We start from the raw sequence: 21,099 nt of genomic DNA on the forward strand, positions 1-21,099 counted from the left end.
GGCGTAACAGATTACGAGCAACAGCCCTTCTCTTTATGGCCTTTTGGGATCATGTCCCACAATACTTTGGCCATTAACACCGCAAGCACAATGCCAGAAACAGCCACGATGCCTTGAGGTAATAAAGCATGCTCCTGGCCAATTTGCGGCATCACTTCAAAACCAAAGGTATCGACTAAATAATTGACTAATATGCCGAAGACTAACGCTACACCAATCACGCCACCAAGATAGCCATATAATGCGCGCTTACCTAGCTCTTTAGTCACCACACCTAAAGTGGCAATATTGGTCGCAGGCCCCGCCATCATAAATACCAATACTGCACCTGGTGATACCCCAGCTAATAGCAAACCAGCAGCAATGGGGGTTGAAGCTGTGGCGCAGATGTACATAGGGATCGACACCAGTACCATCACTAACATCGCCAGAATACCGTCGCCCCATTTGACTAAAAAGTCCGCTGGAACATAAGTTTGCACTAAGGCTGCAAAAAATAATCCGACTAATAGCCACAAAGTTGTGTCTTTAACTAAATCTGTTGCGGCGTAATGCAAACCCGATAACACTCGGCTTAATACGCTGTTGTGCTTCAATTCTGTTGCCATATCTTGGGTCGAAGCGCAGCAACTGGCTTGATCACTGCTCTCACTTGGCGCCTGGCTTTGCGCTTTAGAGGCGCAACAACTGCTTGTTGGTGTCACTTCAGCTTGCGGCTCAATTTTGCTACTGCAACAGCTTGATGTAACCGTTTCATCTTTTGTCTCGTGTTTTACTTCATCTTTTACTGTCGCGCTGCAACAGCTTGAGGGTATAGATTCAATGGGTTTATCAGCGGCTTTAGAGGCACAACAGCTCTGCTTTGCTTCTGCAGTATTGGTTGAAAATGAACGCGCTGGCGCCATCGGGCTCAACACAGACTCAGGCTTAACTGATGCTGAGTTAATCGCCGTCATTTTTACGCTAGCAGTTTGCATTGTACTAGCAGGGGTTTTATGTGTTGATGTTGTTTCAGGACTAGGCGTTGATTTAGAGCCACAACACGATGAAACTGCTTTGGCACTTGTTGAGGCATCTGTTGCCGTTTGCCCTTTTGCAGATGCTGATGCTGGAATACCGTCATCGTCATCACGGCCGACTAACAACCCCGCCACTATCGCACTGGTAATCGCCGCAATCGGACGCACAATAGCCATAAAAGGCCCGAGCAAAACATAGGATACGGTAATAGAGTCAACGCCCGTTTCTGGGGTCGATACTAAAAAAGAGGTGGTCGCCGCTTTTGAGGCGCCAGCTCGACGCAAACCGACTGCAGCAGGAATAACACCACAGGAACATAAAGGCAAAGGCGCGCCTAATAATGCCGCCTTCACCACGGTTTTCATTCCATGGCCACCGAGTTGCTTTTGCATCCATACCATAGGCACAAATACTTTTAATAGCCCAGCAAGCACTAGACCCAGTAACAACCACGGAGCAGACTCTAAAAATAAGTGCAGAAAATTGGTCAATAACATGCTTAATCCTTATGACCTGGTTGAGAAAAATGATGATGTTCTTTTTTAGCAATAATGTGTTTGTCTGACGACTCTAACGCTTCAAGTATTGAGCAATGCTCAGCACTATCAGGTCCGCCACAGCAGGTATTCGATAAACTCTTCAGTGAAGTGGCAAAATGTTGTAGCTCAGCTAACTTGGCTTCGACTTGCTCAAGCTTAGTATCGACTAAGCCTTTAACATCGGCACATGCACGGTTTGACTTGTCCACTTCAATAGACAGCAAATCGGCAATTTCATTAAGCGAAAAACCAACCGCTTTAGCACGTAAAATAAATTTAAGTCGCTCGGAATCACTACTGTTATAGAGTCGATAACCGGCATCTGAACGGCTTGATGGTGATAATAAGCCGTGTTTTTCGTAAAACCGTAATGTGTCAGCCTTAATGTCGTACAAGGCAGAAAGTTCGCCTATTCGATACATATCGTCACCGCCGCTTGAGATAATGAAGCCATCAATCTAGTGTAGATTTTACCCGAGTATAAACCTTAGAGTTTAATCCAAGGTCAAGGGTTGTTTAATGATTATGTTTGCGTATCTTTGTTCTTATTTCAATATTGTGAAATCACGTAGAAAAAACACCTTAAAGAAGCGGATTACGATAAAATACGTCCGCCTGATCACAACACAGTCGGCCTAGAAGGTATTAAGCAATCGTAAAAACACTATGAGGGACTTTGGTAAAGCAGACTTAGCCTGATTCTGTTTTACGAAAGATCCTTAAAATCAAACTAGTGGACCCTGTACCTACATGAATAATGTCAGACCAATTCGTCGCGCGCTATTAAGCGTATCAGATAAAACTGGAATCCTTGAGTTTGCACAAGCGCTGCATGCACAAGGTGTCGAACTCCTGTCTACGGGCGGTACTGCAAAACTACTTGCAGACAACAACATCCCGGTAATTGAAGTTTCTGACTACACAGGTCACCCAGAAATTATGGATGGTCGTGTTAAAACCTTACATCCAAAAATTCACGGCGGCATTTTAGCGCGTCGTGGTATCGACGAAATCGTCATGGAACAAAACGCCATTAAGCCTATCGACTTAGTTGCTGTTAACTTGTATCCATTTGCAGAAACCGTTGCAAAACCAGGTTGTACCTTAGCGGACGCTGTTGAGAACATCGACATTGGCGGCCCAACCATGGTGCGTTCAACCGCGAAAAACCACAAAGACACTACGATTGTGGTTAATGCAAAAGATTACCGTCGCGTCATTACAGAAATGCAAGCTAACAACGGCAGCACCACGCTAGCAACGCGTTTTGACCTAGCGATTGCCGCATTTGAACATACCGCCGCCTATGACGGTATGATTGCTAATTACTTTGGCACTATGGTTCCGGCGCACAGTAACGACGAATGCCATGACGACTCAACATTCCCACGGACGTTTAATTCTCAGTTCATTAAAAAGCAAGATTTACGCTACGGTGAAAACAGCCATCAAAAAGCGGCGTTTTATGTTGATACCCAAATTGATGAAGCCTCTGTTGCCAGTGCGATTCAGTTACAAGGTAAGGCACTGTCTTACAATAATATCGCCGACACAGACTCTGCCCTTGAGTGTGTTAAAGAATTTGAAGGCCCTGCCTGCGTTATCGTTAAACATGCTAACCCTTGTGGCGTTGCATTAGGCGCTAACTTGTTAGAAGCTTATGACCGCGCATTTAAAACCGACCCAACCTCAGCGTTTGGTGGCATCATCGCCTTTAACCAAGAGTTAGATGCTGACACTGCGCAAGCGATTGTTGACCGTCAGTTTGTTGAAGTGATTATCGCCCCGAAAGTGAGCCAAGCTGCTCGCGATATTATTGCCGCTAAAGCTAATGTGCGTTTACTCGAATGTGGCCAGTGGAATACCAAAACCACAACGCTCGATTACAAACGCGTTAATGGCGGTTTATTAATACAAGATCGCGACCAAGGCATGGTCGACTTAGCCGACGTTAAAGTGGTATCTAAGCGTCAACCCACTGCTGCAGAATTAAAAGACTTAATGTTCTGCTGGAAAGTGGCTAAGTTTGTTAAATCGAATGCTATTGTTTACGCCAAAGATGGCATGACGATCGGTGTGGGAGCAGGCCAAATGAGCCGCGTTTACTCAGCTAAAATAGCGGGTATTAAAGCTGCCGATGAAGGTCTAGTGGTTGAAAATTCAGTAATGGCATCAGATGCCTTCTTCCCATTCCGCGATGGTATCGACGCCGCTGCCGCGGCTGGTATTAGCTGCATTATCCAACCGGGTGGTTCTATTCGCGATGAAGAAATCATCGCTGCAGCTGACGAGCACGGTATGGCCATGGTATTTACTGGCATGCGCCACTTCCGCCACTAATAAACGCAAATATGGGTATCGCTTATCAATCTTGCTTTGCTAAATGTTTTTGTAAAAGTAGATAACAAGCGATACTTTTTAAATTTTGTTTAAACGAATTAGAGCGTAGCTATTATTTTCTAGTTCAATGAAAGCACGCGCAGCTTATAAGGATAAGTGAGCATGCTTGAAGCAGAAATAGAGAACATAGCGCAGCTATAAAAGGATTAAAGATGCAGGTACTTATAATTGGTGGCGGCGGTCGTGAACATGCTCTAGCTTGGAAAGCCGCTCAGTCTGCTCAAGTTGAAAAAGTTTTTGTTGCACCCGGTAATGCCGGTACTGCCTTAGAACCAAAATTAGAAAACGTTGCCATTGATGTAGAGCAAATTGACGCCTTAGTCGCCTTTGCCCAAGATAACGCTATTGCAATCACAATTGTCGGCCCAGAAGTTCCATTATCGTTAGGTGTCGTTGACGCTTTTAATGCCGCTGGTTTAGCGATTTTTGGCCCAACTAAAGGCGCTGCGCAGCTTGAATCTTCAAAAGCCTTCACGAAAGACTTTTTAGCCCGTCATCATATTCCTACAGCTGAGTATTCAAACTTTACTGACATTCCATTAGCTAAAGCGTACGTGACTGAACTGACGAGCAAAACAGGCTTTCCAGTTGTGATTAAAGCCGACGGTTTGGCTGCGGGTAAAGGGGTGATTATCGCCGCAGATCAAGCCCAAGCTGATGCCGCCATTGATGACATGCTAGCAGGCAATAAGTTTGGTGATGCTGGTTCACGCGTGGTGGTTGAAGAATTTTTAACAGGTGAAGAAGCCAGCTTTATCGTTATGGTAGACGGCAAAAATATTCTTGCTATGGCCACCAGCCAAGACCATAAAGCCCGTGATAATGGCGACTACGGCCCTAACACTGGCGGCATGGGTGCATACTCACCAGCTCCAGTGGTAACACAAGCTGTACACGACTGGACTATCGCTAATGTTATTCGCCCAACGGTTGATGGCATGGCGGCTGAAGGTAATGTCTATACTGGCTTTTTATACGCAGGTCTAATGATTGCACCAGACGGTAGCGCCAAAGTGCTTGAGTATAATTGCCGGTTTGGTGATCCTGAAACCCAACCGATCATGATGCGTTTGCAGTCTGATATTGTGGAGCTTTGCTTAGCCGCGACTCGTGGCGAATTAGACAAAGTCACTGCAGACTTCGACCCACGTGCGGCTGTTGGTGTTGTTATGGCTGCAGGCGGGTATCCTGACGCGTATAACAAAGGCGATGTGATTGACGGCTTAACCCTTGGCGATACTAACGGGAAAGTGTTCCATGCAGGAACCTGCATCAAAGACGGCCATGCAGTGACGAATGGTGGCCGCGTGTTATGTGCTACCGCATTAGGAAATACCGTCACTGAAGCACAAAAAGCGGCTTACGCATTAGTGAACACCATCCACTGGGATGATGTCTATTTCCGTACCGATATTGCTTATCGCGCAATAGCTCGTGAGCAAGCTAAAGGATAAATAGCGAGTATCATTTAGCCCATTATAAAAATCCCTGTGATGGCAACATCTCAGGGATTTTTCATTATTAACAACGTAGTGCGAAAAATTAATTACTGTTTAGATTATCCATCATCAGCCATTTTTTTGATTTAGATCACAAAAACATCTTATCCCATGGCGCAATCTACTAAGTCCAAAGGAGTGTGATGAGCTTTTCAGCTCTTTCAACTTCTGTACTTTAGATAGCCTATTCATAAAGATTTTGGAGGATTAAATGAAATTTTCTAGCGGCGACCTGATTTATCAAGGTGAAAAATCAGGGGTACACAATTGGAATACCGTGTCAGGAACCTCTTTTTATTGGCATCCTGATTGGTTACATATTGCAGAAGACATGACAGGTCACAGCGCGACAGCAAAACTTGATGTAGTCAAAGGAAAGGCGACTAAAGCAGATGCTGAAAAGACCATAATAAGTCATTTAAATAAATAATCTGTATCATAGCAATACTGATGTATTGCGCATATCGCTCTATTAACGCTCTTCGTTTCCATGAGGATACGTCTGGTAACACCAGGTATCCTCAGCGGCTATTTATTCACACTAAACCTTATATATCACATATATAACCACACAAAGTACTTAACCAAGCACACTCATAGTTAACAGTAATAAAACCCCATCATAAAAATACCTGTTAAGCCCAACAATGTTCGACTTAACAGGTATTTTTATGTCAGGATGTGGACCTGTTACGAATAAGTTACCAACCTATTACGATAACACTTAGCCAACTCACACGAATGAGATATTGGTCAAAAATAATAACAACAAGGGAAGTACTATGTCTCAATCGGCGCCACAAAACCCATCTCCATCCGAGCACAAAAAACCTACTTTATTCGATGCTCTTATCCCCGTTTTTGCACTAATTATTATGCTCGCGGCGGCAGTGTATCTTTTTTCATCAGACAGTTCCTCTGGCGCTAACCAAATTGCCCTAGTGCTGGCGGCGTGTATTGCGATGATTATCGGTTATAAAAATGGTTATAGCTGGAATCAAATGGAGCGCGGTATTGTAAAAAGTATTGGCGTAGCCACAGGCGCATTGCTGATTTTATTCAGCGTGGGGTCACTGATTGGTACCTGGATTCTCGCTGGTACAGTACCGACGATGATTTATTACGGTATGCAAATCCTTAACCCTGATTATTTTTACACCGCCTGCTGCTTACTGTGTGCAGTAGTCGCGCTGAGTATTGGTAGCTCTTGGACAGTAGCCGGTACGCTTGGTATTGCCTTGGTGGGAATTTCTTCAGCGATGGGATTAGATGTTAATATCACTGCTGGCGCTATTATCAGTGGCGCTTATTTTGGTGACAAAATGTCGCCAATGTCAGACACCACCAACCTTGCTCCAGCCGTTGCGGGTACAGATATTTTTAGCCACATTCGCCACATGACGTGGACCACTGTACCCAGCATTATCATTGCACTTATTGGTTTTACCTTTTTAGGCCTGACCGCAGATGCCGCACCAATTGAAAATCAACTGACCGATACTCTGGCATTACTGGAGCAAACTTATCATCCGGGAATGCATTTATTAATACCATTATTAGTGGTGTTATATTTAGCGAACCGAAAAATGCCAGCATTCCCAACGGTCATATTAGGCACCTTGGCGGGCGCGGTATGTGCAGCGCTATTTCAGTTTGATAACGTGATAGCCTTTGTACATGATGACACCTTGCTACCCATTGTCGCCCTCGTGAAAGGTATCTGGATAGCCATGTTTGACGGCTATGTTGCTAACACTGGTGATGCTGTATTAGACAGCTTATTAAGTCGCGGCGGCATGAGCAGTATGGTAACGACAGTATGGCTCATACTGTGTGCGATGGCCTTTGGTGGCGTGATGGAAGTGACCGGATTATTAAGCCGCATTTTAGAAAGCATTCTTACTGTAGTAAGCGGTACCACCAGTTTGATCATTACCACTCTGGGAGTGTGTATTGGTGCTAACATCATTACTGCAGACCAATACATTGCCATCGTACTGCCAGGCAGAATGTTAAAAGTAGAGTACACTCGCCGTAAATTAGCCGCAGTTAATTTAAGCCGCACACTAGAAGATGCAGCAACAGTAACCAGCCCACTAGTACCTTGGAATACCTGTGGCGCATTTATGGCAAGTACCCTAGGTGTTGCAACTATCGCTTACCTACCCTATGCCTTTTTTAACCTAGTTTGCCCATTGGTGAGCGCTTCTTATGCTTATTTTAATTTTAAAATTGAGCCATTAGACGAAACTAAAATCAGCACAGGTGAAGTGGTCGGTTAACCAAAGCGATCTTTTAACCAGCCATAATGATAATAACCCCATTGCCCAAGCCGCCTTGCTTGGGTAAAGGGGAATCTCGGCAGTGGTTGCTGATACAAGGGTAGATTGGGCAAAGCTTCACCGGCAATACTTTGCGCTAAGCGATACGCAGCTTGGCTACTAAAAGACACTCCAGCACCGCAATATCCTAGGCTATACCCCACACCACCTTTGCTGTACACATGAGGCATATCATCCATGGCGGCAGCAATCCACCCGGTCCAATTATAGGCAATGGCTTTATTAGTTAAGCTTGGAAAGCACTTATTTAACGCCATTTTTAAACGCTCGCCGTAAACAGGGTTAGCAGCATCTTTACCCCACACCGCGCCTCGGCCACCAAACAATAAACGGTTGTCGGGTAATAATCGGTAATAGTATTTTAAAATACGGGTATCCATGGTCACTTGATGAGTATGTAAACCCGCTTCTGTAAGCTCTTGAGCGGTAAGCGGCTGGGTCACAATAACATTGCTTAGTATTGGTAAAAACTTATCGTCTACGCGGTGATTAAACCGTTTAGGTGTATAAGCATTGCCAGCCATGATCACTTTATTGGCAACCAGTTCCCCACTGTCGGTGATCAGACGATGTTTGCCGCCCTCTTCAATCCAATCTAACACGCACGACTGTTCAGAAATCGTCACCCCTTGAGCTTGCACCATCGCTTTATAACCGAGCAGTAACTTTAACGGATTGACCCCAAAACCGTCTTTTAGGCGAAGCGCACCAAAAGCTTGATGATGATCTAAATACTGCGTCCGAAAGTCTTGGCTTGAAATAAATTCAGCGCCTGAATCTTGGCTACTTGCTAGGTTTTGTTGAATATAATTGGCGGCATTTTGTAGCGACACTAGCGCCTTGGGATTATGCGCTACTTTTAAGTATCCCGCCTCTTGGGGTTCACAAGCAATACTGTGCTGTTTTATCAGACCATCAACTCTAGCCACTGCTTGAGTAAACTCATCATATATCCCCTTAGTCGTCGCTAAGTCCCAACGCTGAGTCATTGCCGCATAACCTAAACGACCCGAGCCTTTTAATACAAAACCGGCATTGCGGGCACTGGCACCAAAACCGACTTGGTTGGCCTCAAGTACATGGCAATCAATATTGAATTCGGTTGCTAAATAATACGCCGTTAATAAGCCGGTATAGCCGCCCCCGACAATAGCGACATCAGTTTTTTGGCGGCCCAATAATGGTGCCGTCGGCTCGGGTAATGCTTGGGTGCTTGCCCAATAACTGGAGGCGAACTTTTGCTTATTGGGGTGTGAATTAATCAGCGGATCGTACATATTAGTCTTCTTTTTTTATTACTGATTTAGACAGTAGACATTAAAATACCAGCAACATTTCGCAGGCAACACAGTGACAATCTTCACCACATAATACGCAAATATAATCTTCGCCCATATAACGTTGATGCCAGCGCTGAGGATGTTGCTTGATCAGCTTACCACCTGCCTTGGTAAAATAACGCACCGCAGCATTATTAGGGCTTTGCTGCCATAAATGACTCACTCCCGCCTTAGCGCCTTGTGCCATGACTGCCGCTTTAGAGGCTGCTAACAACTTACCACCAAGCCCTTGGCCGCGGCCAGATTCAGCAATGGTGTTTGATTTGAAATAACACACATCATTAAAATCAACGCCCCATCGATCAACAGTGCACCATTGATCTTGCGGCCATTGTCCTGCGGCATACGTTAACCGAAAGCCAATAAGTTGTTCATTTTCAAGTGCGACAAAATTGGCATTAATGCCCTTTTTTATCCCTTTATGGTAAATAGCTGTTAGTTCAGCCAAATCCATATAGCCACTTCCGTGGACGATTTCACCTAAGTTGATCACCGCGTCAAAGTCAGTGGCAGTAAGCTCTCTAATCATATTCATTTTATTATTATGAGTGTTAACACACTTTAGCACACGCCTATATTAGCGGCTACGATGTTAAGCCTTTGTAATAAATTGGCAAAAATCAGTTGAAACTCCTTATTCATACGGGTCGCAATTAAATAAAGAATTTTGATTATGATCCTATACTAGATCATCCAAATCCATGACAGCTTGAACATTGGCCAGCAAACATCTACAGACAAAGTTTTAGAGTTTACCTCTCTTGAAAATGGCCAAATAGGCTCACAAATTGGCCGATCATGCCCTGCGTTACACTCCCTCCGGATGCAAAAGTCAAATCATCAATGCACTCCACAATGGTCAAAAACACTTGTTAGTGCGCGACTCTGGCGCAGGTATACCCTTGATGCTCTTAAACAGTTGCCGATAATCACATTGTCGTTTAACGCTAATCAAAGCCTGCCACAGTTCGGCGTAGGGCTGCCATCATCAGACAGTTATTAGGCTTATTGAAATATATCATTGGAATAGACAGTCAACTGAGTGTAGGCAGTGAATTTAAGATAGAGCTTGGAACGCAGAGTTAGAGGTTGAATTTGTTGTAATTGAAAACATGAGGATCTCAATACTTTTAGTTGAATATAAAGGTACTTATAATAAATGAATTTCTCGGGCTCTAATTGGGACCAAATATAAAGTAGCCAGCCATCACTGGTATTAATATAATGACAAATGAGCACATAAAATATATAGCTCTTTTTTTATCACTTTTAGAAGTAAACTTCTGAACAGAATCTTCATCTATAGCTTGTGCAGCCTTTACTTTAACCGGTAAGAGCATTGCTACAGCATAACTCGGAATTCTCATCCCCATATTATCCCATTCCGGTATGCTTCCACCTGAAGCCTTAATTTTCTTCTCTATAGGGTGGACGGTCATTTGCGCAAAAACCAAATAAGCTATAAAGAAATTGACTAACGGAATACAGCAACACAACCAAAATATACTTTCATAATTTTCCATCATCAATTACCAATTACTGCTTGCATCATAAAGTTTACCCGTAATTTTTTTACCTGCTGTATCGAAACCCAACCCAACAAGGAAACCAACAGAAGCGGCTGCACCAACACCAATCACAACAGCCCATCCAACTGGTGTAAATGCTAGCGCAATACCAACTCCAATGCTATAAGCACTACCTGCTGCGACAGTTCCAGCCGCGAAACCTGCAGAAAAACCGACAGTTTCTTGCAAAGCCTGTTTTTCCCAATTACCGCCGCTCTCCAAGGTATCCCTTACTCCTGTCGCTCGAGAGTGAACATCCAGCAGTAATAGAGCATTACCACCAAATTTAGCTGCGCCAGCAAATTTACTTAATGATCTTAGCTCTTTTGCAGACGAAATTTGAATCGGTTTAGTCGTTCTAGCACTTTTGGCCTGGTTAAGGCCACGATGTTAGAAAAACATCAAACAACTTTTAATTTTGGCAACAAAAAAGCGAATCCGAAGATTCGCTTTTTGTTAGTCAGTACCACTAAATTACTTGTGGTATTTACCAGACAACTCATGCACAGAATTGATAAATGCACCTGCATGTTCAGGATCAACATGTTGATGAATGCCATGGCCTAAGTTAAATACATGGCCAGTACCTTCACCGTAACTTGCTAGAATTTGATCAACTTCTTGATGAATACGCTCTGGCGTAGCATACAACATTGATGGGTCCATGTTGCCTTGTAAAGCCACTTTATGACCTACGCGGCGACGAGCATCACCAATATCAACAGTCCAATCTAAACCTAATGCATCACAACCGGTTTCAGCCATAGACTCTAACCATAATCCGCCGCCCTTAGTGAACAAAGTAACAGGCACTTTACGGCCGTCAGCAAAACGGGTTAAACCATCAACAATTTTTTGCATGTAACGTAATGAGAACTCACGGTAAGCGTGATGCGATAATGCACCGCCCCACGAGTCGAATATCATTAACGATTGTGCGCCGTTAGCCACCTGAGCATTAAGATATAACACTACTGAGTCTGCTAACTTGTCTAATAACATGTGCAATGCAGCAGGTTCTGCATAGGCCATACGCTTAATTTTTTCGAAGGTTTTGCTTGATCCGCCTTCAACCATATAAGTGGCTAAAGTCCAAGGTGAACCAGAGAAACCGATTAATGGCACTGAACCATTTAATTCGCGGCGAATGGTGCTCACAGCACGCATTACATAACCTAGCTCGTCTTCTGGATCAGGAATAGATAATTTTTTAATGGCATCGATTGTGTCAGTTGGACGCTCAAAACGAGGGCCTTCACCCGCTTCAAAGTACAACCCTAGGCCCATTGCATCTGGCACAGTCAGGATATCTGAGAATAAAATCGCAGCATCTAAATCATAACGACGTAATGGCTGTAATGTCACTTCACAAGCGAGTTCCGCATTACGACATAACGACATAAAGTCACCAGCCTGGGCACGAACTTCTTTGTACTCAGGTAAATAACGGCCTGCTTGACGCATCATCCAAACTGGAGTGACATCGACTGGCTGCTTTAGCAACGCACGTAAATAACGATCATTTTTTAATTCTGCCATGTGGACTTTGTTCCTAGACTGTTATGATTTCTGCTGGGCGTTAGTTTAGCACTTACGCGATTAATGTAACCACTGATGCCGAATTTATGTGAGCTAATCCTAAATCTATTGGCGATTTTATTAGCACAACCGCCCTTATGCTCACAAAACGCACAACTCTGATGTGTAAATCGCAATTTATCGGATTAAAAGTTGCGTCGAGTTATCGGGTTTGGTATAAAAAGTGTGCGCTAGCAAGAACAATCAAGAAGCCCGACACATCGAGCCTTTGAAAACTTAGTTACCCCGTGATGGCATGCCCATCACGGGTTTTTTTATCAGTGTGGTTTTAATATCTGATGTCTTTTGCACAAAAATGGCTTATTCCTAGGCAAATAAAATAAAACAGTTGATCGTTATATACTTTGTCCAATACATTAGTTGTTATAGAAAAACGGCTAATTAGAGAGAAAACATGCTAACTAAATTAGAAAAAGCAGAGAAACGCTGGGGTGGTTCTCATAATTTGATCGACCAATGGATTAATCATCGCCGTAAATTATTAATCCAATATTTTATCGTTGCAGGTTTAGCACCCTATTCTCGCAGCGAAAAATCACTTCCTAGCATGGATCAAGTAAAACAGTTTTGCGCTCAATTAGTTGATTATGTTTCGGAAGGCCACTTTGAGGTGTACAACAATGTTGTTAAAGCCTGTGAAAAGTTTGGTGAAGCCAGTATAGAAACCGCTAACGGCTTATTGCCAATGATAAGTGAAAGCACTGACATCGCATTAGACTTTAATGATAAATATACCGATGCGGTAGACGAACAAGTATTGTATCAACTCGACAACGATTTATCCCATTTGGCACAAGCAATGGAGTCACGTTTCGAATTAGAAGATGAGCTAATAGAACTACTATACCAACGCCTTCCTTAAGTGGAACGGTTGCTTAAAAGTGCGACGTTTACGCACTTTTAAATGCCGTGGGAATTTTACTATAACAAGTTTATATTACTGCCAATATTATTGACGCTTACGCCAGTTTTCAGGTATCTCAACTTGTGACCATAATTGTTGACATAACTCTTGCGGTTGCTGCCAATCCCCCATTTTTATCCACTTAGCCAATGCATCTCCTATTTGCGGATACGCGATAGGCTTAGGTGATGGACTTTTCAACCAGCGTTTCAGCACCACAGGATCTAACGTTTGCATACTATCTGCGGCGGCGAGTAATTGTAACGCTGCAACATTGGCTGATTGCTCATACTGTCCCTGTAGAGGTTTAACTAATAATTTCTTACCTAATGTCATCGCTTCACTGGCTAACTCAAAACCAGCATTACCCATAACGCCACCGCACTGCGCCATGTGCTGCTTAAAACCATCGCGATCAAAGCCATGCCAATGAATGTGATCCGACAACGGTTTCAAAGGTTGTGTACTGTGATAAACAAAAAAGTGGTATTGATCAAAGGGTGCTAAAAATTCAGCGACGCTATCGGCATCCTCAAACGGTAAATACACCAGAATTTGATGACTATGATCGCCGCCATTGGGTGAGACCTCAACAAAAGGAGGTAAAATAGGAAAGCCAAAGTGATGCCAGTGACAGCCTAAAGCAATATCCACTGGAGCAAAATGTTTCAGTAAATACTCATTAAACCAGCTATTACCCTGTTTAGGCACTGGATATTGTAATGCCGCCTGATGACTAATGGCAATTGATGGAACATTTTGTTGCTTTGCAGCCCAGGCACTCACGGGTTCAAAATCATTCAACACTAAATCATAACCTGATAAATCTAACTGTTTTATCTCAGATAAGATTGAGGTTTTCATATTGGACATGACCGTTTTTGCAGTATTAACACGGCCACTTTCAGTCACGAATGTCATACCACTGCGAGTCTGATAATCGCCAAAGCATTGCATATCGAAATAATGTTGGGGTGCGCGACCAGAGAATAAAAAATCAACATCAATATTCTGTTGCTTAAGCGCTTTAGACATCACACGAGCACGACTAATATGGCCATTCCCAGTGCCTTGAACTCCGTACAAAATTTTCATGTTAGCTCACTTTCCTTGACGGCTTATTAATTAAGATTGCAAGACGCTACACTGGTTACCACATACGCTGTGGCACTATGAAGGATTACCATATATGTCGCTATAATATGAATTGTTCAACAAATAATACGCTTGCGATCCCTAACCCTGCTCCAGCAATAATATCCATAGGGTAGTGCACTCCAAGAGAGATACGTGAAATGCCGACAAAGCACGCCCAGGCAAAGGCTACTGGGGCCAAGGCTGGAAAAACCACATTGATGACACTAGCAAACAAAAATGCACCTGCGGTATGCCCTGAAGGTAAACTAAATTTGTCTGAAGGCTCATAACTTGACGTAAAACCGGCTAATGCATGACATGGACGATGACGTCGAATAGTATTTTTCAACAATAAATACAACGGAAATTCAACCACAAAACTGCCAAGTGCCAAATTAAAAAAATGCTGCCCATTTGGATGAAGAAATAATAATGCAACTGATAGATACGCATAATAATGTCCATCTCCTGTTGCTGACACACGTTTAGCCGCCACATTTAAGCCGTTATCTCGGCTAAATTGTACAATCCAATAAAAACAATATTTATCTAACTGACTGATACTTATCTTCATGCTTGCCTCCATGCCAAACGTCAGCAATATTATTGCGCTAATATTAGTCTGACTAAAGTTATGTATTTGTTAACAGTCTGAATAATAGAGTGAGGGAATGAACGCGAGGTGACAGTTAGCCTAAGGTTTTGTGACAGCTGAAATGAATCAACGGTCTGCTGATATATGTTAGCTCATCGCTAGTCAAGGTGAGCGTCGTCAAAGTGTGTTGGACTATACAGCTAACTAATACAATCAATAGCAGATGATTAATTCCCATAAAAATACCCCCGCATACAAGTATGCGGGGGTATTTTTTAGAAGCTTAGCGTAAGTGGAGTCAACCTACTTTGACAAACGTTATGCCGTTTGCGCCTGCTGACCTTTATTACGATAAATCTTCACTAAGTGATAAATATTAATACATGCAACAAAGGCATTCATGCCAGCCACTGGCCACGCTTCAATTGCATATCCATAAGCAACAAAAAAAGCACAACCGGTAAAATTTAACCATCTTAGTAAAATGATGTCTTTCATCATCAGAGAAATGGCAACCATAACTGATGCAACATACCCTAAGATTTCAATAATATTGATATTTTCCATAAGAACCTCTGTATCAGGCTCTCTGCCTTCCGTAAGCGTAACGAGGATTCCATGCCCCTAAAGCTAGCATTATTTTGTAAACTAACATTAATTAATCTACCAATATGCTAACAAACTGCTGAGTAAAAATGTAATTAAAAAACGTATTAGGATGACCTAAATCAACATATATCAACTAATACATTCAATTTGAAAGAAAATTACTTCCAAATCTGATCCCTGTTCTGTATTTAGGTCAATGGCATATTTAGGCATATGTAACACCATAAGTTGATTTATAACAATCCGGTGATTGATAAGGCTTTTATTTTCATAAAAAGCTCATATAATTCATTTAACTTTGCTTTACCCAGCATTTTTCCTTTGCTGTCCAACAGGAGTTAAATATGGAATACAACACCTCAGAACTTTGCGACATGTATATAGATGTAGTCGATGTCGTTGAACCAATGTTCAGTAACTACGGTGGTTGCAGCTCCTTCGGTGGCTCAATCAGTACAATTAAGTGTTTTGAAGATAATGGTCTGATTGCAGAAGCCTTAGAAGAAGACGGTGAAGGTAAAGTATTACTTGTTGATGGCGGTGGCTCATTAAGACGCGCTCTGCTTGATGCCAGAATAGCTGAACTAGCTGTTGCCAATAACTGGGAAGGTATTCTCATTTACGGTTCAGTGCGCGATGTTGATGCTCTTGAAGAACTTGATATTGGTATTCAGGCACTTGCTTCAATTCCTGTGGGAGCTGAAAGTAACGGAGTAGGCGAAATCGAAATTCCAGTTAATTTTGGTGGTGTAACCTTCTTACCTGGTGACCATATCTATGCCGATAACACCGGTGTTATTTTATCGCCAGAACCATTAGATATTGATTAATGACGTCATAGCCGATTTCGCTTTGTAAAAAGCTGGCAAACGATTACTTTAAAAACCAGCTATGCTGGTTTTTTTATGGCTATACCTAAGCGACCTGAATATGCTTAGTTCAGCAAAAATAGCTTGGTTGTTAGACAAAGTAATCATTTTCATGGGTTAGTTATTCTCCATCTAGAATGGTTAACGCAAGCTGTCGGCCAAAAAACACTGGCCCTTTGGAGTCCATCATCGGCTCTGTTTCGTGGTCTAGAAATGCATACAATGACAGCGTCATTAGATTGTATTTTTAACTCGAATTGAAACCGATGATGAGACTCTGAATCTTGTCTTTCAGGTAATTTGGAGAATCATCATGTTTAGTGCATTTACCCAACAGCACTGCGATAGCTTATTAACCTTGCGGCCTAATGAAAAAAAACTCGGTCAGCAAGTTTATCTGGCATCGACACAATGGTCATTAGCACAAAATGCCCAGCAGGCTAAATCTGCTGGCGCACAGTTTGCCATTATCGCCATTGCAGAAGATGTTGGACCAAGGGCTAATTTAGGCCGGGGTGGAGCGGATGATGCCTTTATCGCCAGCATGCAGCAGTTGTTAAACTTACAGTCCAATCGCTTTCTTAATGGCAATGAATGTGCCATTTTGGGGCAAATTAGTCTTGACCATTCGCTACCCATAACAGCGAGTATTGAACAATTACGTGATGCAACTGCGCAATTAGATGACATCGTTATTACTGCGATAAGTGATGTAATGCAAGCTGGGTTAGAACCTATCGTCATTGGCGGCGGCCACAACAATGCCTATGGATTATTAATGGCGACTAAGGCTATTACAGGCTTACCCGTTGCAGCGGTAAACCTTGATCCTCACAGTGACTTTAGACCGCGTGAAGGCCGCCATAGTGGTAATGGGTTCAGTTACGCGGCAGCTAATGGCGCCCTCGACCATTATCATATCCTCGGATTGCACGAGCTAAAAAACAGCGAAAAAACCCTAGAACAACTGAGTTTGTTTGGCGCTACATGGAACAGTGTTCAACAAATTTGGATCCGGCGTGAACTGTCACTTGAAACAGCATTAAAACAGATCGCTAAATCATTAAATCAAACCCAATTGCCAGTAGCATTAGAGCTTGATGTCGATGCGATTGCCAATATGCCTAGCAGCGCGGCTACCTTTGCCGGTATTCCACTCCTCGATGCCTGTCATTATGTGCACTATATCGCTAAGCATTGTTCATGTCGTTATGCTCATTTTGCCGAAGCCGCTCCAGCATGTCATCACGCAGGGATAGATGCGGGATATCGCGATGCAGGCCAAAGTCTAAGCGAGCTAATCTATGCATATATCCAGGGGCGACTAACTTGTCTCAATTAGAATCAGTAGCAGCTATTCATTAAACACTAATTTTATGCTCTAATGCAGTGCAAATTTTTAGCCCTAATAGTGGATATTTATTGAGGCTAATTGGCGCGAAGATCATTGCTATGTTCAAGTTGATGTGGAATGTATATTAGGTGTAAAGCAAGACAACTAATTGATTGTTGTCACACTCTCACACCGCAACATTTCAGCAATCATTCGCAATGGCATACACTTGCTATTAATAATCGCACATTATAGGAATATACCGATGTCTGAAGGCGAACCAAAAAACACTCATTTTGGATATAAAACTGTCGAAGCCGATAAAAAAGCAGACTTAGTCGCTGATGTGTTTCATTCCGTCGCGGCAAAATACGACATTATGAATGACGTAATGTCTTTTGGTATTCATCGCTTTTGGAAGCGTCACACTATTGAAGTCGCTGCAGCTCGCCCAGGAATGAAAGTGCTGGATTTAGCCGGTGGAACAGGTGACTTAACCGCTAAGTTCTCTCATTTAGTTGGCGAACGTGGCCAAGTGGTACTTGCCGATATTAATGATTCTATGCTCAAAGTGGGTCGCACTAAATTACGCGACAAAGGCATAGTCAATAACGTCAGCTATGTACAAGCTAACGCTGAAGCACTGCCGTTTCCAGATAACCATTTTGATATCATTACTATTGCGTTTGGTTTACGTAATGTAACCGATAAAGATGCCGCGTTACGCTCGATGAAGCGCGTCTTAAAACCGGGTGGGAAACTTTTAGTATTGGAATTTTCTACCCCAAAACATGAGTTAATGCGCAAAGTGTACGACATGTACAGCTTTAAAGTATTGCCAAAAATGGGCGCGATAATCACCAAAGATGCTGACAGCTACGAATACCTAGCTGAATCTATTCGTATGCACCCAGACCAAGAAACCCTTAAGCAGATGATGATAGATGCTGGGTTTGAGCAAGTTGACTACACCAATATGACAGACGGCGTTGTCGCATTGCACAGAGGTTATAAGTTCTAATGATACCTAATAACTTTGCTTTGCTAACTTGTGCCGCGATAGAAACCGCTTTTAACCAACTGCCAGCACAAGCTAAAAGTGACTATGCGCGACAAAAATCATTGCACGGCAAAGTATTTTGTATCCAGTTAAGCCAGTTAAATTGGCCTATTTACTTAGTATTTGCTAAGCAAGTTCAAGTGCTTAGCCATTATGAAGGTGACGTTGCGGTAACTGTGCGCGCTGATATATCGACTTTATATCAGCTTACCGAAGGTGCCAACTTAACTGAGCTCATCAAACAAGATAAGCTCAGCTTGCAAGGTGATATTCAATTATTACAATCATTAAGCCACTATTTACAGCACATTCATGTTGATTTTGCCGAGCCATTATCACGCTATATCGGTGATGCTCCGACACATAAAATTGTCTCTAGCGCCAAACAATTTAGCCATGATATTAAACAAGTCATCTATAAAACACGCTCGCACATCAGCCAGTTAACCACTGAAGAATATCGTCTGGCACCGCATAAAATTGAATGGCTACATTTTCGTGATAATCTGGATGAGCTCGTTAGCCAAACCGATAGTATTGAAGCCAAAATAGCCCAATTAAGAGAAAACATAACTCAATGACAACTGCAAGTATCAGGCGTGGTTACCATGTCATTAAAACCATTTTACATTTTGGCTTAGATGACCTAATTCCTCGACACAAAAAGCCCTGGTATTTCTCAATCCTGCGCAATAGTCTGTTTTGGATCCGCAATAAACACAAAGATAAATCACCTGCCGAACGCTTAAAACTGGCGATGCAAGATTTAGGACCGGTGTACATCAAGCTAGGGCAGATGCTGTCGACTCGTCGAGATTTACTTGACGACGAATGGGCTTATCAATTGGCTATGCTGCAAGACAGAGTACCGCCGTTTGATTCCGCTTTAGCACGCCAAGCAATCGAAGCTGAACTGGGTGCACCCATCACGACCTACTTTGATGATTTTAACGATACCCCATTAGCATCAGCCTCAATTTCACAAGTGCATACCGCAACCTTAAAATCTAACGGTAAAGCTGTGGTGCTTAAAGTATTACGCCCAAATGTTGAGCAGCAAATTTTAGCTGATCTCCAGTTAATGACGCAAACAGCCAATATCCTGGAAGCAATATTAGGTGAAGGTAATCGTTTACGCCCTGCTGAAGTGATTGAAGATTATCAAACCACTATTTTGGGCGAGCTAAACCTTAAACTCGAAGCACTTAACGCCATCAAGCTGCGCAATAATTTTATTGATTCCAATTCGCTGTACGTGCCATTTGTTTACGAAGAACACAGCTACCAACGGTTAATGGTCATGGAACGTATTTATGGCATTCCAGTTTCTGATACCGAAGCGCTACGTGCACAAGGAACCAACTTTAAACTGCTTGCCGAACGCGGCGTAGAACTCTTTTTTACTCAAGTATTTCGCGATAATTTTTTCCATGCCGATATGCACCCGGGTAACATCTTTATTAGTCGTGAACATCCAGACGACCCATTCTATATAGGCCTAGACTGCGGCATTATGGGCACCTTAACCGAGGTGGATAAGCGCTATCTTGCAGAAAACTTTTTAGCCTTTTTTAATCGCGACTATCACCGGATTGCTCAGCTGTATATTGAGTCTGGCTGGGTGTCAGAACACACAGATATCATTGCTTTTGAACAAGCTGTAAAAGTAGTATGCGAACCCATGTTTAACAAACCACTTGATGAAATTTCATTTGGCCATGTATTGCTGGAGCTGTTTAGAACAGCTCGCCACTTTGATATTGTGGTGCAACCACAGCTGGTATTATTGGAAAAAACCTTACTGTATATTGAAGGTTTAGGCCGCCAGTTATATCCACAATTAGATTTATGGCAAACGGCAAAACCCTTCCTAGAAAACTGGATGTCTGAGCAAGTCGGCCCTAAAGCCATGTTCAAAAAAGTCAAATCCAATGCACCGTTTTGGGCAGATAAACTCCCCGAATTTCCTGAACTGATTTATGATAACTTAAAATTAGGCCGTAAATTACTCGGCACCCAACAGCAGATGCTAGATAAGTACTTAAAATATCAGCAAAAATCTCACAAAAGTAATTATCTACTTATCACTTCTGCTGTATTATTGATCTGTGGCACAATTTTATTTACTCAGATAGCTACACTATGGCCAGCGTATACCTGTATTAGTGTTGGTATATTAATTTGGGCGGTAGGATGGCGATCTAGACCAAAGAATCGTAAATTTTAGCTAGCACTAATTTATGAGACGTTCATAATACTTAAAGAATTGGGTGGTATTGTGGATT

The 21,099-nt window shown here is 42.7% G+C and carries 20 protein-coding genes; 10 read left to right on the forward strand and 10 right to left on the reverse strand.

The features are described from left to right. Positions 1-11 precede the first annotated feature (11 nt). Both H5164_RS09170 and zntR read right to left on the reverse strand, forming a co-directional pair. Positions 12-1,517: an SO_0444 family Cu/Zn efflux transporter gene (locus H5164_RS09170; RefSeq protein WP_182755737.1), complete on the reverse strand. Its 1,506-nt coding sequence runs from the start codon at positions 1,515-1,517 to the stop codon at positions 12-14. 2 nt (positions 1,518-1,519) lie between these two features. Next, a complete protein-coding gene (gene zntR / locus H5164_RS09175; RefSeq protein WP_124017274.1) occupies positions 1,520-1,981 on the reverse strand; it encodes a Zn(2+)-responsive transcriptional regulator in 462 nt (153 codons plus the stop codon). A 328-nt stretch (positions 1,982-2,309) separates the two neighbouring features. On the opposite strand from zntR, the gene purH reads away from it, so the two are divergent. The 4 genes from purH (at position 2,310) to nhaC (ending at position 7,740) form a co-directional block, all read left to right on the forward strand. Next, the gene (gene purH / locus H5164_RS09180) at positions 2,310-3,899 is read left to right on the forward strand and encodes a bifunctional phosphoribosylaminoimidazolecarboxamide formyltransferase/IMP cyclohydrolase (protein WP_124017273.1); all 1,590 of its coding nucleotides are present in this window, start codon (positions 2,310-2,312) and stop codon (positions 3,897-3,899) included. A 212-nt stretch (positions 3,900-4,111) separates the two neighbouring features. After that, complete coding sequence (gene purD, locus H5164_RS09185; protein WP_182698420.1) at positions 4,112-5,413, forward strand: phosphoribosylamine--glycine ligase; 1,302 nt, start codon at positions 4,112-4,114, stop codon at positions 5,411-5,413. Positions 5,414-5,669: 256 nt separating this feature from the next. Beyond that, positions 5,670-5,888, forward strand: coding sequence for a hypothetical protein (locus tag H5164_RS09190; RefSeq protein WP_182698421.1), 219 nt, complete (start codon positions 5,670-5,672; stop codon positions 5,886-5,888). Between the two features lie 352 nt (positions 5,889-6,240). Beyond that, positions 6,241-7,740 (forward strand): Na+/H+ antiporter NhaC, encoded by a 1,500-nt coding sequence (nhaC, locus tag H5164_RS09195; protein ID WP_182755739.1) that lies wholly within the window; start codon positions 6,241-6,243, stop codon positions 7,738-7,740. Here nhaC and H5164_RS09200 read toward each other — a convergent pair. From H5164_RS09200 to hemE, 5 genes are all read right to left on the reverse strand, one after another. Beyond that, a complete protein-coding gene (locus tag H5164_RS09200; RefSeq protein ID WP_182755740.1) occupies positions 7,737-9,077 on the reverse strand; it encodes an FAD-binding oxidoreductase in 1,341 nt (446 codons plus the stop codon). The two genes, nhaC and H5164_RS09200, sit on opposite strands and share 4 nt — an antisense overlap. A 40-nt stretch (positions 9,078-9,117) precedes the next feature. Beyond that, a complete protein-coding gene (locus tag H5164_RS09205) occupies positions 9,118-9,669 on the reverse strand; it encodes a GNAT family N-acetyltransferase (protein WP_371696956.1) in 552 nt (183 codons plus the stop codon). A gap of 646 nt (positions 9,670-10,315) precedes the next feature. Next, positions 10,316-10,663, reverse strand: a complete 348-nt coding sequence (locus tag H5164_RS09210; protein ID WP_182698425.1) for a hypothetical protein — start codon at positions 10,661-10,663, stop codon at positions 10,316-10,318. 6 nt (positions 10,664-10,669) lie between these two features. After that, the gene (locus H5164_RS09215) at positions 10,670-10,930 is read right to left on the reverse strand and encodes a hypothetical protein (RefSeq protein ID WP_220492682.1); all 261 of its coding nucleotides are present in this window, start codon (positions 10,928-10,930) and stop codon (positions 10,670-10,672) included. Between the two features lie 252 nt (positions 10,931-11,182). After that, positions 11,183-12,247, reverse strand: coding sequence for a uroporphyrinogen decarboxylase (hemE, locus tag H5164_RS09220; RefSeq protein WP_182698426.1), 1,065 nt, complete (start codon positions 12,245-12,247; stop codon positions 11,183-11,185). 454 nt (positions 12,248-12,701) lie between these two features. Between hemE and rsd the strand changes: the two genes are divergently transcribed. After that, positions 12,702-13,169: a sigma D regulator gene (gene rsd / locus H5164_RS09225; RefSeq protein ID WP_124017266.1), complete on the forward strand. Its 468-nt coding sequence runs from the start codon at positions 12,702-12,704 to the stop codon at positions 13,167-13,169. Between the two features lie 87 nt (positions 13,170-13,256). Here rsd and H5164_RS09230 read toward each other — a convergent pair whose 3' ends face one another. The 3 genes from H5164_RS09230 to H5164_RS09240 form a co-directional block, all read right to left on the reverse strand. Next, positions 13,257-14,306 carry an MJ1255/VC2487 family glycosyltransferase gene (locus H5164_RS09230; protein ID WP_182723353.1) on the reverse strand — a complete coding sequence of 350 codons (1,050 nt, stop codon included), beginning with the start codon at positions 14,304-14,306 and terminating at the stop codon, positions 13,257-13,259. A gap of 100 nt (positions 14,307-14,406) precedes the next feature. Continuing rightward, the gene (locus tag H5164_RS09235) at positions 14,407-14,922 is read right to left on the reverse strand and encodes a phosphatase PAP2 family protein (protein WP_182698428.1); all 516 of its coding nucleotides are present in this window, start codon (positions 14,920-14,922) and stop codon (positions 14,407-14,409) included. A gap of 339 nt (positions 14,923-15,261) precedes the next feature. Next, positions 15,262-15,510 carry a YgjV family protein gene (locus H5164_RS09240; protein ID WP_124017264.1) on the reverse strand — a complete coding sequence of 83 codons (249 nt, stop codon included), beginning with the start codon at positions 15,508-15,510 and terminating at the stop codon, positions 15,262-15,264. 386 nt (positions 15,511-15,896) lie between these two features. Between H5164_RS09240 and rraA the strand changes: the two genes are divergently transcribed. The 5 genes from rraA (at position 15,897) to ubiB (ending at position 21,041) form a co-directional block, all read left to right on the forward strand. Beyond that, complete coding sequence (rraA, locus tag H5164_RS09245) at positions 15,897-16,382, forward strand: ribonuclease E activity regulator RraA (RefSeq protein ID WP_124017263.1); 486 nt, start codon at positions 15,897-15,899, stop codon at positions 16,380-16,382. A gap of 346 nt (positions 16,383-16,728) precedes the next feature. Further along, positions 16,729-17,763: a formimidoylglutamase gene (locus H5164_RS09250; protein ID WP_404948422.1), complete on the forward strand. Its 1,035-nt coding sequence runs from the start codon at positions 16,729-16,731 to the stop codon at positions 17,761-17,763. Positions 17,764-18,019: 256 nt separating this feature from the next. Next, the gene (ubiE, locus tag H5164_RS09255) at positions 18,020-18,775 is read left to right on the forward strand and encodes a bifunctional demethylmenaquinone methyltransferase/2-methoxy-6-polyprenyl-1,4-benzoquinol methylase UbiE (RefSeq protein WP_124017261.1); all 756 of its coding nucleotides are present in this window, start codon (positions 18,020-18,022) and stop codon (positions 18,773-18,775) included. Further along, positions 18,775-19,395, forward strand: coding sequence for an SCP2 domain-containing protein (locus tag H5164_RS09260; protein WP_182755744.1), 621 nt, complete (start codon positions 18,775-18,777; stop codon positions 19,393-19,395). The genes ubiE and H5164_RS09260 overlap by 1 nt, the downstream gene beginning before the upstream one ends. Continuing rightward, positions 19,392-21,041, forward strand: a complete 1,650-nt coding sequence (ubiB, locus tag H5164_RS09265; protein WP_182755747.1) for a ubiquinone biosynthesis regulatory protein kinase UbiB — start codon at positions 19,392-19,394, stop codon at positions 21,039-21,041. Before H5164_RS09260 ends, ubiB begins: the two co-directional genes overlap by 4 nt. The last annotated feature ends 58 nt before the right edge of the window (positions 21,042-21,099 follow it).

Origin of the sequence: Shewanella sp. SG41-3, assembly GCF_014164545.1 — a bacterium.
In the GTDB taxonomy this organism is placed as follows: domain Bacteria; phylum Pseudomonadota; class Gammaproteobacteria; order Enterobacterales; family Shewanellaceae; genus Shewanella; species Shewanella vesiculosa.

Bases quoted from the DNA above. Each gene is read 5' to 3' on its own strand.
- H5164_RS09170 (WP_182755737.1), bottom strand. From the start codon at position 1,517: ATGTTATTGACCAATTTTCTGCACTTATTTTTAGAGTCTGCTCCGTGG.
- zntR (WP_124017274.1), bottom strand. From the start codon at position 1,981: ATGTATCGAATAGGCGAACTTTCTGCCTTGTACGACATTAAGGCTGAC.
- purH (WP_124017273.1), top strand. From the start codon at position 2,310: ATGAATAATGTCAGACCAATTCGTCGCGCGCTATTAAGCGTATCAGAT.
- purD (WP_182698420.1), top strand. From the start codon at position 4,112: ATGCAGGTACTTATAATTGGTGGCGGCGGTCGTGAACATGCTCTAGCT.
- H5164_RS09190 (WP_182698421.1), top strand. From the start codon at position 5,670: ATGAAATTTTCTAGCGGCGACCTGATTTATCAAGGTGAAAAATCAGGG.
- nhaC (WP_182755739.1), top strand. From the start codon at position 6,241: ATGTCTCAATCGGCGCCACAAAACCCATCTCCATCCGAGCACAAAAAA.
- H5164_RS09200 (WP_182755740.1), bottom strand. From the start codon at position 9,077: ATGTACGATCCGCTGATTAATTCACACCCCAATAAGCAAAAGTTCGCC.
- H5164_RS09205 (WP_371696956.1), bottom strand. From the start codon at position 9,669: ATGATTAGAGAGCTTACTGCCACTGACTTTGACGCGGTGATCAACTTA.
- H5164_RS09210 (WP_182698425.1), bottom strand. From the start codon at position 10,663: ATGGAAAATTATGAAAGTATATTTTGGTTGTGTTGCTGTATTCCGTTA.
- hemE (WP_182698426.1), bottom strand. From the start codon at position 12,247: ATGGCAGAATTAAAAAATGATCGTTATTTACGTGCGTTGCTAAAGCAG.
- rsd (WP_124017266.1), top strand. From the start codon at position 12,702: ATGCTAACTAAATTAGAAAAAGCAGAGAAACGCTGGGGTGGTTCTCAT.
- H5164_RS09230 (WP_182723353.1), bottom strand. From the start codon at position 14,306: ATGAAAATTTTGTACGGAGTTCAAGGCACTGGGAATGGCCATATTAGT.
- H5164_RS09235 (WP_182698428.1), bottom strand. From the start codon at position 14,922: ATGAAGATAAGTATCAGTCAGTTAGATAAATATTGTTTTTATTGGATT.
- H5164_RS09240 (WP_124017264.1), bottom strand. From the start codon at position 15,510: ATGGAAAATATCAATATTATTGAAATCTTAGGGTATGTTGCATCAGTT.
- rraA (WP_124017263.1), top strand. From the start codon at position 15,897: ATGGAATACAACACCTCAGAACTTTGCGACATGTATATAGATGTAGTC.
- ubiE (WP_124017261.1), top strand. From the start codon at position 18,020: ATGTCTGAAGGCGAACCAAAAAACACTCATTTTGGATATAAAACTGTC.
- H5164_RS09260 (WP_182755744.1), top strand. From the start codon at position 18,775: ATGATACCTAATAACTTTGCTTTGCTAACTTGTGCCGCGATAGAAACC.
- ubiB (WP_182755747.1), top strand. From the start codon at position 19,392: ATGACAACTGCAAGTATCAGGCGTGGTTACCATGTCATTAAAACCATT.